The following is a 16,844-nucleotide window of genomic DNA, read 5'->3' as shown; positions in this document are numbered from 1 at the left end:
ATCTCTCCTTACCTTTCGCTCTTTAGGATCTTCATTTGATGACTTGACAGGTTAGTAACGTATTTCTCAATATATAAAGCAGCATTAATTACAGCATTTTCATCAATTCCAGTATTTATACCCATGCGGTGGAGCATATACAAAAGATCATCTGTAGCCAAATTTCCAGAAGCTCCTTTAGCATATGGACAACCACCAAGTCCACCTACAGCACTATCGAAATTAGTAATTCCATAGTCCATTGCAACGAGGACATTTGCTAGAGCTGCTCCTCTCGTATTATGAAAGTGCATGGCTAATTTATCTTTTGGAAAATAACGCAGTAACTGCTCCAATACTTCGGCAACTTGGGCTGGATCGGCCACACCGATTGTGTCCCCTATTGATATTTCATCAACACCCATCGTGAACAATTTGTCACAAACACTTAGAACCTTATTTGTATCAGTCTCACCTTCATACGGGCAACCAAAAACAGTAGATACATAACCTCTGACTTTTTTATTTGCCTTTTTAGAATCGCTAGAAACACTTTCTAAAATAGGATAGGTTTCTTCTATCGTTTTGTTAATATTTTTTTTGTTGTGGGTTTCACTTGCCGACAAAAATAAACAGACTTCATCAATGTCTACTTCTAATGCACGTTCCAGCCCAGTTTCATTTGGGACTAGTGCTGCATACGTCACACCGGGATTACGCTTTATTTTTTTTGCTACCTCAGTTGCGTCTTTCAGCTGTGGTATCCATTTAGGATGGACAAAGGACGAAATTTCGATATAGGATGCTCCTGAATCCGAAAGCATGTTTATCCACTCAATCTTTGCATCAGTTGGCACCATTTCCGATTCATTTTGTAAGCCATCTCGTGGTCCAACTTCTTTTATGGATACATTTTTTGGAAAGTTCAATCGCAACCCTCCTCACTCTACGTTTATTTAAAAAGAGATATTTCTGACTTTTTAAATCTATACCATGAACAACTTAATTCCTAATTCTATAACTGCAATGGTGTCCCCTTCATTAACGAAGTCGCCCTCAGCAACCTTAATTTCCTTAACGGTTCCATCGCTCTCACTTGCAATTGGAATTTCCATTTTCATAGACTCCAAAATAACAACATCCTGACCTTCTGTTACCTGGTCTCCTACTGCTACTGTAATCTTCCATACGCTTCCTGCCATTGATGCTTTTACTTCTTCCATGATAATTCCTCCTTAGTTTGTCTTAGCTTTCATCATTGGTAAATAATAATCGTTAACAAAAGCAGTTGTTGCTTCTCCATTGATAAATGCTCCCATTTTTATAATTTCTTTAAGCATTGGGATATTCGTTTTAATTCCATCAATTTGGTAAACAGATAAGGCGTTGTTCATTGCTAAAATAGCTTGTTCCCTTGTCTCCGCCTTAACAATTAACTTTCCAATCATCGGGTCGTAATATGGTGTAACATCATAATCACTTGTAACCGCTAATTCATTGCGTACGCCTTCTCCAGTTGGTACAGATAGAGTTGTAATATGACCTGGCGAAGGGAAGAATGTAATCGGGTCTTCTGCATAGATTCTTACTTCGATGGCATGCCCATCAATTGCTAATTCATCTTGTGTAAAAGGTAAGGCTTCTCCATTTGAAATATTAATTTGTTCTTTGACGATATCAAGTCCGGTAATCTCTTCTGTGATGGGATGCTCGACTTGTATTCGCGTATTCATTTCAAGAAAATAAAAATTCTCTTCCATATCTACCAAAAATTCTATCGTACCTGCATTCGTATAACCAAGTGCTTTTACAGCATCAACCGCTGCTTTTCCCATCTTGTCCCGTGTATTACTTGATAGAAATGATGATGGGGCCTCCTCAACTACTTTTTGATTCCTGCGTTGGATAGAGCAATCACGTTCAAACAAATGAACAGCATTTCCGTGTTGGTCTGCTAACAATTGTATTTCAATATGACGAGCATTTTCTAACTTTTTTTCCATAAACATCGCACCATCACCAAAAAAGGTTTGTGCACGTTTTGAATTACTCTCAAACGCCTTTGACAATTCAGTGTCTGATTGGACCACCTGCATGCCAATTCCTCCTCCACCGGCTGATGCTTTAAGCATAATTGGATAACCAATATCTTTGGCCGCTAGAATAGCATCATCAACAGATGACACAACGCTATCTGTGCCTGGAACGACAGGAACCCCTGCAGCTTGCATTGCAATTCTGGCTGCAATCTTGCTGCCCATTTTTTCCATAACATCACTTTTAGGTCCAATAAAGATAATCCCTGCTGCATTACATTTTTCAACAAATTGACCATTTTCACTTAAAAATCCATATCCTGGATGAATAGCATCAACTTTTGCTTTTTTTGCTATCGTGATTATTTTATCTACGTTAAGATAGCTTTCGTTCACTCTAGGGGGACCTATTAAGTAACTTTCATCAGCCATTTCCACAAATGGAGCTTTTTGGTCAGCCTCTGAGTAAACTGCAACTGATTGAATATCCATCTTCTTGCACGTTCGAATAATACGTGCCGCAATTTCTCCTCGATTTGCGATTAGAATTTTTTTTATCATGTTCTCTCCCCTTATTTGTCAAGATCCATCTTCTAGTGACGATCTCATTTATTCAAGGTGTTGTATGGCAAGTTCTTTTAATTTGAACTTTTGAATTTTCCCACTTGCTGTCATAGGATACTCATCTATAAATTCGATATGTTTTGGAATTTTATGATGGGATATATTTCCTTCACAAAAACTTCGAATATCTTCATCTGACGTATTTTTACCTTCTTTCAAAATTATCCATGCCATGACTTCTTCGCCATACTTTTTGTCAGGAAGCCCAATAACCTGCACGTCAAGTACATCAGGGTGTTGATAAAGATACTCTTCAATTTCTCTTGGGTAGATATTTTCTCCCCCTCGAATGATCATATCTTTCATTCTGCCAGTGATTTCAAGATAACCGTTCTCATGCATGATAGCTAAGTCCCCTGTATGAAGCCAACCATCTGAGTCAATAGCCGCCCGTGTTGCCTCTTCATTTTTGTAATAGCCCTTCATGACATGATAGCCTCTTGTACATAGTTCTCCAGGAAACCCAACTTGTTGTTCATTCTCAGTACCAGGCATTATTACCTTAACTTCTACATTTGGGTGTGCTTTTCCAACTGTACTCACTTTTAGTTCAATTGGATCGTCAGTTTTAGTTTGTGTTATTACTGGAGATGATTCAGTCTGTCCATATGCTATTGTGATTTCTTTTGCACCCATCCTGTCCATTACTTTGGTCATTACTTCCATAGGGCATGTAGAACCTGCCATAATGCCAGTTCGGAGGTTGGAAAAATCAAATGTATCAAATTCTGGATGGTTAAGTTCTGCTATAAACATTGTAGGTACACCATGCAGTCCTGTGCATTTTTCATCTGAAACAGCTTTCATAACTCCCTTTGGTTCAAATTGCTCCAGAAGTACCATCGTGGCTCCCTTTGACACAGCAGCCAGAATCCCCAGAACACAACCAAAACAGTGGAAAAATGGAACAGGTATACATAATCGGTCATCATTAGTAAGCTTCATGCAATCAGCAATCTGATTACCGTTATTAACAATATTATGATGTGTTAACATGACACCCTTTGGGAATCCGGTTGTACCAGATGTGTACTGCATGTTAATTGCATCGTGATGGTCTAATGATTTTTGTCTATTTTTCAGACTTTCATCAGAAACTTCATCCCCCATTTGTAAGAGTTCATCCCAGTTATAGGCAAAATCAAAAGTTCTGTCACTTAGAACAATTATATTTTTTAAATTTGGAAGAACTGGTGATTGAACATTACCTTTTGTTGCATGCTCAAGCTCAGGACAAATTTTATTTATTAAATCCAGGTAGGAAGTACCCTTATATGATTCTGCCATTATAAGTGTAGTAGATTCAGATTGCTTCAATAAATATTCTAATTCCTTCGCTTGGTAGCTCGTGTTGACAGTTACCAAAACTGCTCCGGTTTTCCCAGTTGCAAATTGTGAAGTAATCCACTCAGGTTTATTATCAGCCCAGATAGCAACGTTCTCGCCTTTTTGTATACCTAGTGCCATAATTCCTTTAGCAGCCTGATTTACCATGTTATTGAATTCACGATAGGTTTTTCGTAAATTGAGCTCAGGGTAGACAACTGCTTCTTGATTTGGAAATGAATCCACTTGTTTTTCTAATAGTTCCCCAACTGTCAGATTTAATAAAGTCATGAATTTCCACCTTTCCAACTAGTTATTAAAGACCTAACTGCCTAGCTATAACTAAACGTTGTATTTCGGAAGTTCCTTCACCAATTTCCATCAATTTTGCATCACGGAGGTAACGTTCTACTTCATATTCGCGCATATAACCATACCCACCATGTATCTGGATTGCCTGATTTGCAGCTCTAGTCGCAGTTTCGGTTGCAAAAAGTTTTGCATATGCAGATTCTTTCGTAAAAGGTTTACCTTGGTCCTTTAACCAAGCTGTCTTATGAATCATATTACGAGCCAACTCTATTTCCATTGACATATCTGCAAGTTTAAATTGGATTGCCTGGAAATTGGAAATGGATTTCCCAAATTGTTTTCGTTCCTTCGAGTAAGCTAATGCTTTATCAAGCGATGCTTGTGCAATGCCTAAGCCGAGTGCCGCGATAGATATCCTTCCGCCATCTAATGTGTGCAAAAACTGCTTAAAGCCTTTTTGTGGATCACCAAGTAAATTTTCTCTTGGAACTCGAACATCCTGTAAGATAATTTCTGCTGTATCAGAACCACGTACACCCATTTTGTCGTAATTACTTGTAATTGTAATGCCGTCTACATCTGTTGGAACAATTATGGCGCTAATAATATTCTTACCACGATCATCTTTTCCGGTTACAGCCGTTACAATTATGGTTGCAGCGTAGCTTGCATTTGTAATAAAGCATTTTTCTCCATTGATGATAAAATCGTCGCCATCTACTACAGCAGTCGTCTTCGTACCAGCAGCATCAGATCCAGCATTTGGTTCTGTTAGGCCAAATGAGCCTAACGACTTTCCTTCGGCTAGAGGAGTTAGATATTTCTTCTTTTGTTCTTCTGTTCCAAAATAATAAATTGGACTTGCCCCTAACGAGACAGCTGCAGCATAGCTCAATCCAGTACTTCCACATACGCGGCCAATTTCTTCAACTGCTAGTGCATATGAGATGGTATCTCCACCTGAGCCACCATATTCCTCAGGAAATGGTAAACCTAGTAACCCTAGCTCACCAATCTGTTTGAAAATGTCCTCTGGAAATTCTGCTTTTACATCAATGTCAATAGCTCTTGGCTTTATAACTTCTTCTGCAAAGTCACGAACCATTTTTTTAATCATTAATTGTTCTTTTGTTAATTCAAAATTCATTACTATTCCTCCTCGTAATCTACCACTTAGACCGACTGGTTGGTCTGTATAATTCAATAAAAAATGAAAGCGATTACTTTCATGTTGTAAAAAAAGATTTTTCGATTAGCACATCACTATATGATGAGCTGTATAAAGTTTCAACCTGTAAAACAGAGTGCAGGATTAGATCGACATAAATATCACCAATCTCTTCAATGGTCTTATCTCCATGTTGTTTATACCACTTGTATGTCCAGTTTACCATACCCAGTATTGACATGGTTGTTATTTCAACTGAGAGATCCTGGCGAAACTCTTTGGCAGCCTTTCCTTCACGTATCGCCTTTGTGATAATTTGTTTGAACTGGTCTCGCTTTTTTTTAATTTGAATCTCATATTCCGGTTTTAAATATATCGTTTCCTGATAAAAAACGGAAATATGGGGCTTATAAAGATCAAACACTTTTACGAAGTCTTTAATGATTGCCTGGAGCTTCTTTGTTGGTGAATCATACGTTTCATTGGCAATAATTGCTTTTTCTAGTACATATGTAATAAACGTATCATGGATAACAAAAAGCAATTCATCCTTTGATGTAAAGTGATGGTAAAAGCCACCCTTTGACGTACCAACGTCTGCTACAATCTGATTTACTGTTACACCATGAAAGCCTTGTTTCTCAAATAAAAGTAAGGATGATTGAACAATCTTTTGACGTAGATCCGTTATAAACCCTCCTCCCATATCACTATTTTTACCTTATCATATTTTTCAGATTATATAAAGTGAAACTTTTACTCAGCACCACTAACTTTTTTGTAGTTGTAAAAAAGACAGCACATAAAGTTTATGTGCTGTCTTTGCAATATACGTTAATTTAATTTTTCGTAATTTGTTTCTTTCCAAACTTCCACTACTTCACCTTGGTTATCTGAATCGATTACAAATGAACCATTACTTGATCTATCACTTAATGTCAGATCCAACGGGAAGACATTCTGAATAATATCCTTATCCGTCTTTAGTGTAATTGTCTCTTTGTCGTTAGTTAAATAGAAACCAACTAACCTATGTGGCTTTTTCTTTAATTCCCTTAACATGGTTAATCCCCGCTTAGCTCGACTAGTCTTTGTGAACTCTTTTAGTTTCATGCGTTTACAAGCACCACGGTGTGTAACCAATACTAATGAAGGGTCACTTAGATCATCAAAAACCTGGCCGTTCACAACAAAATCATCGTCTTTTAATAGTATTGCCTTTACACCAGCAGCGCGTTGGCCTACAGGTGTTACTTCTGTTTCATGGTACCACAAACCGTATCCAGTGTTTGTTGCTATGAATAAGTCAGAGTGCCCTTCAGTCAAATGAACATTTACAACTTCATCACCCTTTTTAAGGTTTAACGCTACTAATGACTTGGAGTGACGTTGAGCGTCATATTGACTCCACTCACTACGCTTAACCATTCCATTGCGTGTAAAGAAAATGATGAATTGGTTTTCTTTGAACTCCCGCACTGGTATACAATTAATAATTTTTTCATCTTTATCTAAGGCTACGATGTTTGATATATGCTGTCCAATGTCCTTCCACCTTATATCAGGTAACTGATGAATAGGCAGATACAAGTATTTACCTTTATTCGTAAACAATAAAATCTTGTCTGTTGTATTTAATTCAAATAATCCTACTAAATGATCTTCATCTTTCATAGCAAAGTCCTTACCGTTCGAAGCGGCATAGGATCTTAGACTTGTCCGTTTGATATATCCGTCTCTAGTAGTAGAAACCAGTACATCTTCACTTGCTACCAGAACTTCTATATCAATCTTTAGTTCCTCGACTTTATTTTCGATAATGGTTCTTCTCTTATCTGCGTAAGTTTTTTTTATTTTCTTCAAATCACTTTTAATGGTTTGAAATAATTTCTTTTCACTAGCAAGGATTGATTCTAATTCAGCGATCTTCTTTCTTAATTCCTCTGCTTCTTTCTCAAGAGATGTGATATCTGTATTAGTTAATCGGTATAATTGCAACATTACGATAGCTTCGGCCTGTGGTTCAGAGAAGTCATAGGCTTCAATAATCCTGCTTTTGGCATCAGCTTTATTCTTAGACGACCTAATTTTGGCAATCAGTTCATCTAAAATAGAAATAGCTTTTATTAATCCTTCCAAAATATGGGACCGTTCATTTGCCTTTTTTAATTCAAAATTTGTCTGTCTTGTGACAACATCTTTCTGATGAAAAATATAGGCATCAAGTAGTTTTGGCAAAGATAGAAGCTTCGGCGTTTTGTCTTCAATTGCTACCATATTGAAGTGGTAGGTTACTTGCAAATCTGTATTTTTATACAAGTAATGAAGTACCCCTTCACTGTTTGCATCTTTTTTAAGCTCGATTACTATTCGAAGTCCTGTACGATCTGTTTCATCTCGAACTTCAGAAATCCCTTCAACTTTGCGGTCAATTCGCAACTCGTCAATTCTTTTTACCATATTTGCTTTGTTTACTTCAAATGGAATTTCATCAACGACTATTTGTTCACGATTTCCTCGAATTTTTTCGACTTTAGCCTTACCGCGAACAATTATTTTTCCTTTTCCTGTTTCATAAGCTTTAACAATTCCCTCTAATCCTTGAATAATACCACCTGTAGGAAAATCTGGGCCCTTAATCACCTGCATTAATTCTTGAACATTTACTGATGGATTATCAATTTTCATAATCACTGCATCTATAACCTCTGCTAAGTTATGTGGAGGAATATCCGTAGCATAGCCAGCTGATATACCAGTTGATCCATTTACTAACAGATTTGGAAACTTCGCCGGTAATACAACTGGTTCATCATTTGTGTCGTCAAAGTTTGGAATGAAATCAACCGTATGTTTGTCGATATCTCTTAGTAATTCAGAGGAAATACTAGATAAGCGAGCTTCCGTATAACGCATTGCAGCAGGTGGATCACCGTCAAGACTACCGTTATTACCATGCATTTCAATTAATACATTGCGAATCTTCCAGTCCTGACTTAACCGAACCATCGCCTCATAAACGGAAGAATCTCCATGTGGGTGGTAGTTACCAATTACTGTACCAACTGTCTTGGCAGATTTACGAAAATTATTGTCATGTGTGTTTCTATCTTCATACATAGCATAAAGTATGCGGCGTTGTACAGGTTTCAGTCCATCTCTTGCATCAGGTAAAGCTCTTTCTTGAATAATATATTTGCTGTATCTTCCAAATCGATCCCCAATTACTTCTTCGAGTGGAAGATCTAAATATTTTTCTGGTTGTGACATACGATCCCCCCTTATTACGTATGAATCTTGTCGTTTTCTAATATATTTACGTCATCATCCATACCGAATTTAACATGGCTTTCTATCCACTTTCGTCTGGGTTCTACTTTATCCCCCATTAACGTGGTAACATGTCTTTCAGCTCTTGCTAAATCTTCTAATGTTACTCGAATTAACGTTCTTGTAGTAGGATCCATGGTAGTTTCCCATAATTGATCTGCGTTCATTTCACCCAGACCTTTATAGCGCTGGATTGTATAGCCGTTTTTAAATTGTTTTAATACATCTTTAAGTTCGTGATCTTCCCAGGCATATACAATTTTTTCGTTTTTCCCTTTACCCTTTGAAACTTTATACAACGGTGGCAATGCTATGTATATCTTGCCAGCCTCAATTAAAGGTTTCATATAACGATAAAAGAAAGTTAACAATAATACCTGTATATGAGCTCCATCTGTATCAGCATCGGTCATAATAATAATTTTATCATACTGTACATCTTCTAAATCAAAATCACCGCCGACACCTGCACCAATCGTATGAATGATAGTTGATATTTCTTCATTTTTTAAAACATCTTCTAATTTAGCTTTTTCTGTATTTATAACTTTACCTCTAAGCGGTAAGACTGCTTGGAATTTTCGATCACGGCCTTGTTTAGCTGACCCTCCAGCAGAGTCCCCCTCTACTAAATAAAGTTCATTCTTCTGAGGATTTTTAGATTGAGCTGGTGTCAGTTTTCCACTTAGTAACGAATCTTTACGTCGTTTCTTTTTACCTGTGCGTGCATCCTCACGTGCTTTTCGAGCAGCTTCTCTAGCTTCCTTAGCTTTAACAGCCTTTCGAACTAATAGACCCGCATTATCAGGGTTTTCTTCAAGAAAATAGGAAAGTCTTTCAGAAACGACTGCATCGACGACGGATCTTGCCTCTGACGTACCCAATTTACCTTTCGTTTGCCCTTCAAATTGCAGTTTTTCTTCTGGAACACGTACAGATACAATTGCAGTAAACCCTTCGCGAATATCAGTGCCCTCTAAATTTTTGTCTTTATCTTTTAAGATGCCTGATTTACGGGCATAGTCATTAAACGTTCTCGTTATGCCAGTCCTAGCACCAGATTCGTGCGTTCCACCATCTTTTGTCCGCACATGGTTAACAAAAGAGAGCATGCTTTCCGAGTATCCATCGTTGAATTGAAAAGCAAAATCAACTTCAATACCCTGTTGCTCACCTTCAAAGGAGACGACAGAATGAAGTACATCCTTTTCCTCGTTTAAGTACGCTACAAACGATTCAAGACCATCAGGATATTGGTATGTTTCACTTGTATGGTCTCTTTCATCGGTTAATTCAATTTTTAATCCTTTTAATAGGAATGCCGCTTCTCTAAGTCTTTCAGATAATGTTTCGAAGTTATAGACTGTTGTAGAAAATATAGCAGGATCCGGTTTGAAATGAATGATAGAGCCTTTTTTTCTTGTAGTCCCTTTATTTTCCAAGGTACCAACAGGCTTTCCGCCATTTTCAAACCGCAGAAAGTAAATTTGTCCATCACGATAGCTTGTTACTTCTAACCATTCGGATAGCGCATTAACAACTGAAGCTCCAACTCCATGAAGTCCACCACTTGTTTTGTATCCTCCCTGTCCAAATTTACCACCAGCATGCAGAACGGTGAAAATAACTTCAATCGTTGGGCGACCAGAGCTGTGCATGCCTGCTGGGATTCCTCTCCCGCTGTCCTCAACTGAAATACTGTTGTCTTTATGTATTTTAACTTTGATAGTATCACCATAACCGGCTAACGCCTCATCAACTGAATTGTCAACGATTTCATGTACCAAATGGTGTAATCCGCGATTATCTGTACTCCCTATATACATACCAGGTCTTTTTCGAACAGCCTCTAGTCCTTCAAGTACCTGAATAGAGTCATCGGTATAACTTAACGGTTCTTTAACCAATTACCATCTACTCCTTTCAGCTTACATGTCCAAATCTCTATGTCTATTTAAGAATAGAACAAATGTTTTATATTGTAAATGTATAAATTAAATCATGCAGAGTCTGTTAATTAGTATACTACAATTAATTTCCGCTTGTATAGACTGATAAATAATAGCATTAATCTCACTAATGTCAAAATAAATCAAAATTATAATCAAAAAAACAGCTTCACCCCTGCTTAATGAGGGATAAAGCTGAACCGTTTGATTAGGTATAAATAGTATAAAACTAGTGTAGAATGAAGTTTTACTCTACCCAATTAACATTGAATGAGAGACTTTAATGCAATTGTTCATAATTACAGTGAAATTACGTTCTTTTAGATAAGCATATGCTTCCTCGTTTGAAACACCTAATTGCGCCCAGAAAATAGTTGCCTTTGTGGTGGCAGCCTCTTCAGCAATTGCTGGTAAGTGTTCTGACCTCCTGAAGACATTAATAATGTCAATAGAGTTCGGAACATCTTTTAGGGAATCATATGCTTTTTCTCCCAATACTTCTTTTACTTGTGGGTTCACAGGAATAATTTTATAACCTTTATCCTGCATAATTTTTGATATTTGATAAGAAGTTCTTGCTGGATTATCCGATAAACCTACAACCGCTATACTTTTTGATTCTAGTAAAACCTTTTTGATTTCGTCATTTGATGGATTCTTAATTTCCAATTATTGACACTCCTTTAGTTATCAAGTAACCCCTGTTCAGTTAAATAGTTTCTGGCAACTGATTCCGGGGATTTACCTTTGTAATCAACTTGGTAGTTCATTTCACGCATTTGATCATCTGTGATTTTTCCACCAAGCTGATTTAGTATTTGTTCTAGCTCAGGATACTTGATCAATGTTTCCTGTCTTAAAAGTGGTGCCCCCTGATATGGTGGGAACAGATTCTTAGGGTCATCTAAAGTGACCAAATTCAATTTGACCATATAACTAGCAGTTGCATATGCGTCAATTACGTCTACTTCACCATTAGACAATGCTTCAGACCTTATACCAGGCTCCATCGTAACAACCTTAGAAAAATCAATATTGTATAGATCCTGCATCCCAACATAACCATCTTTGCGGTCTTTAAATTCTAAGGTGAATCCTGCAGTGAAGTCATCCTCTACTCTATTTAAATCTGCAATAGACTTTAAATTATATTTTTCAGCCAATTCTTTTGTTGTTGCAACAGCATATGTGTTGTTAAATTGCATTGGCTGTAAAAATGCCATATCATACTCTTCTTTCATGCCTTCCTTTGCTTGTTGATATACTTCTTTAGGCTTATTGCTCGTTGCTTTTTCATTTAAATGCGTTACGATTGCAGTACCGGTAAACTCAGGATAAATATCAATACTGTCACCTTGAAGTGCTGAAAATACAAACGCTGTTTTACCTAACCCTGGCTTTAATTCGACCTCAAGGTCAGTTTCATCCTCGATTAGCAATTTATACATATTGATTAAAATTGCCGGTTCAGACCCAAGTTTAGCACCAATTACTATGTCTGCTTTGTTGTTACCGTTGAACATAAATGGTGTTGTTACCACTAATACAGCAATTATTAACATTGCAACGAAGGATTTAAAACCAGCACGTTTTGATACAAATTCAAACCCACGTAAGATAATATCTAGTAAAATTGCTAATAAAGCAGCTGGGATTGCTCCTAAAAGTATTAAGTTTATATCTGCACCACGGTCAATACCAAGTAAAATTAGTTCACCTAAACCCCCGGCACCAATTAAAGCAGCAATTGTGGTAGTCCCCACTATTAATACCATAGACGTACGAATCCCGGCCATAATGACGGGCATCGCGATTGGTAGTTCTATTTTGGTAAGTCGTCTAAAAGAACTCATTCCCATTCCAGTTGCAGCTTCTTTTAACGATGGATTCACCTCTTTGATACCAGTATACGTATTTCGTAAAATAGGTAATAGTCCATATGCTGTTAAAGCAATAATTGCTGGAGTTTTTCCAATACCGAAAAAAGGAATTAAAAATGCTAATACTGCAAGACTTGGTATGGTTTGCAAAATAGCTGTTACGCCAATAATTGGCTCAGCAATTCTAGTATAACGTGTTAATAGTAAACCCAGGGGAACTGCAATGAAAATAGCAATGATTAATGCGACCAATGAGATCTGCAAATGCTCCCATATTGTTTCAAGTAAAACATCCTGTCTTTTCTGGAAAACATCGATGAATTCAGTCATTATTGAACCACCCCGTTTTCTACCTTGGTTTTACTTCGCAGGAAGGTAATTATATCTTTGTTTGTTAATACTCCAACTAGTTTCTGCCCTTTTAAAACAGGTAAAATTGCTTGTTCATCAGACTCAATTATTTCAGTTGCCTGAAACAAAGGAATATCATTATTAATTACTTTAATATCAACTTTATCTCCATTTTTTACAGACCCAACATACATGTTATCTTTATCTTTTATAGCGAATAATCCCGATTTTTCATACAATCCCTGTTCGTAGTCAGAAAGAGTGATAACATGTTTTTGGGATTGATCTGCAATTACATCTACTGCAGTTTGCCAAGGTGATTTTCTCTCACCAATAAAGTCCCTTACAAACTGATTTTTGGGATTCAATATTAACTGCTGTGGTGTATCAAGCTGAACAACTTGCCCATCTTTCATTAAACACACTTTATCACCAATAGCCATTGCTTCATCCATATCATGTGTTACAAAAACAATTGTTTTCTTAATTTCCTTTTGCAATACCCGAATGTCTCTTTGCAATTGTTCCCTACTGATAGGATCTAATGCACTAAATGGCTCATCCATCAAGATAATATCCGGATCGGCCGCAAGCGCGCGAATTACCCCGACTCGCTGTTGTTGCCCCCCAGATAACTCACTAGGCATTCTTTTTTTATAAGTTGATGGATCTAGTCCCACCATTTCCAATAGTTCAATCCCTCGTTCTCTTACTTTTTTCTTTTTCCACTTCTTCATTTCGGGTACGACAGAAATATTTTCAGCTATTGTCATGTGCGGAAAAAGTGCAATATCCTGTAAGACATAGCCAATATTCCACCTCAACTCATTTATCTTATAATCTTTAATATCTTTGTCACCTATGTAGATTGCACCAGAAGAGGGTTCAATAAGGCGGTTTATCATTTTCATGGTCGTTGTTTTTCCACAACCACTAGGTCCAATCAATGTTAATAGTTCTCCACTTTCTACTTTTAAAGAAAAATCCTTTAGTGCTTCAGTTCCATCAGGGTATACCTTGTGCACATTATTAAATTCGATCATAATCCTCGTCCTTTTATAAATTTATTCCCTTACATAAGGGTGACTTCATCAAAAATATCCTAATAAAATGATAAAATCTATATGAATATACTTACCCCAGATCACAATTTTAGAAACATAAATTTGGTTTGTTACTATAAAATTAGCTTAAGGTCACACTTTTAGGTTCTTTAGCCCGTGACTTCATGATAAAATACAGGTAAGTATATTATATATTAATAGAAAGAAGGATAAGACATGGAATACATTATACTTGCCGTCATTGCCTATTTATTAGGTTCGATTCCATCCGCATTAATAGTAGGAAAGCTGGGCTACAAGAAAGATATTCGTGAACATGGGAGCGGAAATCTAGGTGCTACGAATACATTCCGTGTGTTAGGTATTAAGGCTGGAATTATTGTAACGATTGCAGATATATTAAAAGGTACAATAGCAACCTTAATTCCATTTTTAATTGATGCTGACGTTTATCGATTAGCTATAGGTCTCTTTGCTGTTGCAGGTCATACATACCCTGTATTTGCAAAGTTTAAGGGTGGTAAGGCTGTGGCGACATCAGGGGGTATTATTTTAGGTGTCAGCCCTCTATTATTTACTACTATCCTACTCGCATTTATACTAACATTGTACATTTCCAAATATGTATCTCTATCATCAATAATTACCAGTGTTATAACTGTTGTTGCCGCTATTTTGCTGCAAGAGGATATAGGATTGATAATCGTGACATGTTTACTGGCTACATTTGTATCCTATCGCCATAAGGATAATATAAAACGGATTGTTAAGGGTAATGAGCCGAAAATCACATGGATGTAACACAATCCCTTTTTCAAACTAATAAATTGAATAACATTACTTAATTGTTTATAATCTTAACTATTCTTGCAAGAAAGGGGACACTGTCATGATCAAAACACCTACATCCCTGAAAGTAAATTTACCAGATAAAGAAAAACGGCTTAAACTTTTTGGTTCTGTATCCCCTGGAGTCAAAACAAAGCCAACCGAAAAAGAAAAGATGGCTGATTTACAAAATACAGAAAAAGATTTTTTGTTTGACTTAGATCAGGTCGGAATATCAAACGTTAAACATCCAATAACCGTTGAGAGTCATATTGCGCCGCTGAGGCAGTCAACAATTGGAACGTTTACGTTTACCTCTTCCATTAAAAAGACAAGTAAGGGAACAAATATGAGTCGTTTTATGGAACAATTAACCAATTATTATCAAAATGATGGCTTTAATACAAATTTATCAACACTAAAAGCTTTTACGAAAGAATTAGCATCCAGACTGAACCAGGAGGATGCAGAGGTTCAGGTATCATTTCCTTGGTTTTATGAGAGGACTGGACCACAATCCGGCATGCCCGGAATGAACCATGCAGATGTTAGCCTAACAGTGTCATATGATAGTAATAATGGCTTTACTGTGAATGCATCATTATCAGGTTTAATCACAACTCTTTGCCCGTGCTCAAAAGAAATTAGTGAGTATAGTGCACACAATCAGCGTGGTTCTGTCTCAATGGATATTACGATCACAGATGATTTCGATGAAACTAAAATAGATTGGAAAGAAATGTTATTAGAGGCAGCGGAGAGTAATGCAAGTGCACGTATTCATCCTGTCTTAAAACGAACAGATGAAAAAGTGGTAACAGAACAAGCTTATGAAAATCCACGCTTTGTTGAGGATATTGTTAGGCTGGTTGCCGCTGATTTATTTGAAATGCAGTTTGTTACCAGGTTCAGGGTGGCCTGTCGAAATGAGGAATCTATACACATGCATGATGCAATCGCATCTGTTACTATTGATAAAGCGGATTACATTACACAGTAAAAAAGGATTGATCCTACATGAAATTTGTTATTATTTCACTTATTACGTTTTATCGTAAGGCAATAAGTCCGTTTAAACCACCATCATGCAGATTTCACCCTACATGTTCTGAATATGGACTTGAGTCCGTTAAACGCTTTGGAGCAATAAAAGGTGGTTATCTGACGGTTAAACGAATAGCAAAGTGTCATCCCTTTCATTCTGGAGGTATAGATTTAGTCCCCGAAAAAAAGGAAAAATAGTAAAGGCTATTGGGTTTCCAATAGCCTTTACAGATTGAATTTTTCTATTTGTTCCAATTGGTTTTCTTCTAGAAGAATTTCTATTTGTTTTTCCCCAAATAAATCAAAGTGTGGAAAGTCTTTATCAGCATGTATCCAGTTTTCCTGTAATTGATACTGTTTCCCCCAGGAAATTAATTTTTTTCTGTCATTGCAACCAACTTTGGTAACAGTGTAACATCCCGGAAACCTGTCATCCTGCCAGTAATGTGTTAGAAAAGATATTTCCCCATTTTTAACACTATTCTTCCACTGATGTAATTCTTTACGTTTAAGACCAAATGCCATCCTTAATCACCTTCAATTTCATTTTTGTAAGCCTGATGCCAATCTGGAAATGTGCGTTTAAGTGACAACGGACGGAAGTTGTCTTTTTTTACTATCACGTGCTTCGTAGTCCCAGTAATTGCAATTTCATGGTTTTGATTTAATATTCGGTAGCCATACACAGAACGCAGCCCATCATACTGTTCAAGCCATGTTTCAACAATAGCCTTTTCCCCATATCTTATTGGTTTCTTAAATGATACCTGGGCGTCTACGATAGGAGAAACAACATTACTTTTTTCCATTTCGGCATAGTGGAATCCTAAATGTTCAATAAATTTGGTTCGACCTATCTCAAACCATACTAAATAATTCGCATGATATACTACTCCCATTTGATCTGTTTCCTGATACCTTACTTCTATTTCTGTAGTTACTATACTCATCAT

General features: G+C 36.9%; 16 protein-coding genes. 3 read left to right on the top strand and 13 right to left on the bottom strand.

Annotation, left to right across the window (positions count from 1 at the left end):
• Nucleotides 1–8 precede the first annotated feature (8 nt).
• The 11 genes from ACOI1D_RS07260 to ACOI1D_RS07210 form a co-directional block, all read right to left on the bottom strand.
• Complete coding sequence (locus ACOI1D_RS07260) at nucleotides 9–908, bottom strand: hydroxymethylglutaryl-CoA lyase (protein ID WP_422500455.1); 900 nt, start codon at nucleotides 906–908, stop codon at nucleotides 9–11.
• A gap of 57 nt (nucleotides 909–965) precedes the next feature.
• Complete coding sequence (locus ACOI1D_RS07255; protein WP_422500453.1) at nucleotides 966–1,202, bottom strand: acetyl-CoA carboxylase biotin carboxyl carrier protein subunit; 237 nt, start codon at nucleotides 1,200–1,202, stop codon at nucleotides 966–968.
• A 12-nt stretch (nucleotides 1,203–1,214) separates the two neighbouring features.
• Nucleotides 1,215–2,576 carry an acetyl-CoA carboxylase biotin carboxylase subunit gene (locus tag ACOI1D_RS07250; RefSeq protein ID WP_422500451.1) on the bottom strand — a complete coding sequence of 454 codons (1,362 nt, stop codon included), beginning with the start codon at nucleotides 2,574–2,576 and terminating at the stop codon, nucleotides 1,215–1,217.
• Nucleotides 2,577–2,624: 48 nt separating this feature from the next.
• On the bottom strand, nucleotides 2,625–4,256 hold the full coding sequence (locus ACOI1D_RS07245; protein WP_422500449.1) for an AMP-binding protein: 1,632 nt from the start codon (nucleotides 4,254–4,256) through the stop codon (nucleotides 2,625–2,627).
• A gap of 25 nt (nucleotides 4,257–4,281) precedes the next feature.
• A complete protein-coding gene (locus tag ACOI1D_RS07240; RefSeq protein ID WP_422500447.1) occupies nucleotides 4,282–5,424 on the bottom strand; it encodes an acyl-CoA dehydrogenase family protein in 1,143 nt (380 codons plus the stop codon).
• Nucleotides 5,425–5,503: 79 nt separating this feature from the next.
• Nucleotides 5,504–6,151: a TetR/AcrR family transcriptional regulator gene (locus ACOI1D_RS07235; protein ID WP_422500446.1), complete on the bottom strand. Its 648-nt coding sequence runs from the start codon at nucleotides 6,149–6,151 to the stop codon at nucleotides 5,504–5,506.
• Nucleotides 6,152–6,279: 128 nt separating this feature from the next.
• Nucleotides 6,280–8,715, bottom strand: coding sequence for a DNA topoisomerase IV subunit A (gene parC, locus ACOI1D_RS07230; protein WP_422500444.1), 2,436 nt, complete (start codon nucleotides 8,713–8,715; stop codon nucleotides 6,280–6,282).
• Nucleotides 8,716–8,729: 14 nt separating this feature from the next.
• Entirely contained in the window at nucleotides 8,730–10,682 is a 1,953-nt protein-coding gene (gene parE, locus ACOI1D_RS07225; RefSeq protein WP_422500443.1) for a DNA topoisomerase IV subunit B, read from the bottom strand.
• Nucleotides 10,683–10,976: 294 nt separating this feature from the next.
• The gene (locus ACOI1D_RS07220; protein ID WP_422500441.1) at nucleotides 10,977–11,393 is read right to left on the bottom strand and encodes a CoA-binding protein; all 417 of its coding nucleotides are present in this window, start codon (nucleotides 11,391–11,393) and stop codon (nucleotides 10,977–10,979) included.
• A gap of 14 nt (nucleotides 11,394–11,407) precedes the next feature.
• Nucleotides 11,408–12,934, bottom strand: coding sequence for an ABC transporter permease/substrate-binding protein (locus tag ACOI1D_RS07215; RefSeq protein WP_422500439.1), 1,527 nt, complete (start codon nucleotides 12,932–12,934; stop codon nucleotides 11,408–11,410).
• Nucleotides 12,934–13,998 (bottom strand): ABC transporter ATP-binding protein, encoded by a 1,065-nt coding sequence (locus ACOI1D_RS07210; RefSeq protein WP_422500437.1) that lies wholly within the window; start codon nucleotides 13,996–13,998, stop codon nucleotides 12,934–12,936. Before ACOI1D_RS07210 ends, ACOI1D_RS07215 begins: the two co-directional genes overlap by 1 nt.
• Nucleotides 13,999–14,235: 237 nt before the next feature.
• On the opposite strand from ACOI1D_RS07210, the gene plsY reads away from it, so the two are divergent.
• From plsY to yidD, 3 genes are all read left to right on the top strand, one after another.
• A complete protein-coding gene (gene plsY, locus ACOI1D_RS07205) occupies nucleotides 14,236–14,820 on the top strand; it encodes a glycerol-3-phosphate 1-O-acyltransferase PlsY (RefSeq protein WP_422500436.1) in 585 nt (194 codons plus the stop codon).
• A gap of 88 nt (nucleotides 14,821–14,908) precedes the next feature.
• Nucleotides 14,909–15,847 (top strand): GTP cyclohydrolase FolE2, encoded by a 939-nt coding sequence (gene folE2, locus ACOI1D_RS07200; protein WP_422500434.1) that lies wholly within the window; start codon nucleotides 14,909–14,911, stop codon nucleotides 15,845–15,847.
• Between the two features lie 17 nt (nucleotides 15,848–15,864).
• The gene (gene yidD / locus ACOI1D_RS07195) at nucleotides 15,865–16,089 is read left to right on the top strand and encodes a membrane protein insertion efficiency factor YidD (RefSeq protein ID WP_422500432.1); all 225 of its coding nucleotides are present in this window, start codon (nucleotides 15,865–15,867) and stop codon (nucleotides 16,087–16,089) included.
• Nucleotides 16,090–16,116: 27 nt separating this feature from the next.
• On the opposite strand, the gene ACOI1D_RS07190 is transcribed toward yidD, so the two are convergent.
• Together ACOI1D_RS07190 and ACOI1D_RS07185 are read right to left on the bottom strand one after the other, a co-directional pair.
• Entirely contained in the window at nucleotides 16,117–16,416 is a 300-nt protein-coding gene (locus ACOI1D_RS07190; protein WP_422500430.1) for a hypothetical protein, read from the bottom strand.
• Between the two features lie 2 nt (nucleotides 16,417–16,418).
• Nucleotides 16,419–16,841, bottom strand: coding sequence for an acyl-CoA thioesterase (locus ACOI1D_RS07185; RefSeq protein ID WP_422500428.1), 423 nt, complete (start codon nucleotides 16,839–16,841; stop codon nucleotides 16,419–16,421).
• Nucleotides 16,842–16,844 lie beyond the last annotated feature (3 nt).

The sequence above is a fragment of the Virgibacillus sp. DJP39 genome (genome assembly GCF_049310925.1).
GTDB lineage: Bacteria > Bacillota > Bacilli > Bacillales > Amphibacillaceae > Virgibacillus_F.
This window is presented reverse-complemented; position numbering and strand designations above follow the sequence as displayed.

Coding starts and splice junctions, on each gene's coding strand:
- ACOI1D_RS07255 (WP_422500453.1), bottom strand. CDS start 1,202: ATGGAAGAAGTAAAAGCATCAATGGCAGGAAGCGTATGGAAGATTACA.
- ACOI1D_RS07250 (WP_422500451.1), bottom strand. CDS start 2,576: ATGATAAAAAAAATTCTAATCGCAAATCGAGGAGAAATTGCGGCACGT.
- ACOI1D_RS07245 (WP_422500449.1), bottom strand. CDS start 4,256: ATGACTTTATTAAATCTGACAGTTGGGGAACTATTAGAAAAACAAGTG.
- ACOI1D_RS07240 (WP_422500447.1), bottom strand. CDS start 5,424: ATGAATTTTGAATTAACAAAAGAACAATTAATGATTAAAAAAATGGTT.
- ACOI1D_RS07235 (WP_422500446.1), bottom strand. CDS start 6,151: ATGGGAGGAGGGTTTATAACGGATCTACGTCAAAAGATTGTTCAATCA.
- parC (WP_422500444.1), bottom strand. CDS start 8,715: ATGTCACAACCAGAAAAATATTTAGATCTTCCACTCGAAGAAGTAATT.
- ACOI1D_RS07215 (WP_422500439.1), bottom strand. CDS start 12,934: ATGACTGAATTCATCGATGTTTTCCAGAAAAGACAGGATGTTTTACTT.
- ACOI1D_RS07210 (WP_422500437.1), bottom strand. CDS start 13,998: ATGATCGAATTTAATAATGTGCACAAGGTATACCCTGATGGAACTGAA.
- plsY (WP_422500436.1), top strand. CDS start 14,236: ATGGAATACATTATACTTGCCGTCATTGCCTATTTATTAGGTTCGATT.
- folE2 (WP_422500434.1), top strand. CDS start 14,909: ATGATCAAAACACCTACATCCCTGAAAGTAAATTTACCAGATAAAGAA.
- yidD (WP_422500432.1), top strand. CDS start 15,865: ATGAAATTTGTTATTATTTCACTTATTACGTTTTATCGTAAGGCAATA.
- ACOI1D_RS07190 (WP_422500430.1), bottom strand. CDS start 16,416: ATGGCATTTGGTCTTAAACGTAAAGAATTACATCAGTGGAAGAATAGT.
- ACOI1D_RS07185 (WP_422500428.1), bottom strand. CDS start 16,841: ATGAGTATAGTAACTACAGAAATAGAAGTAAGGTATCAGGAAACAGAT.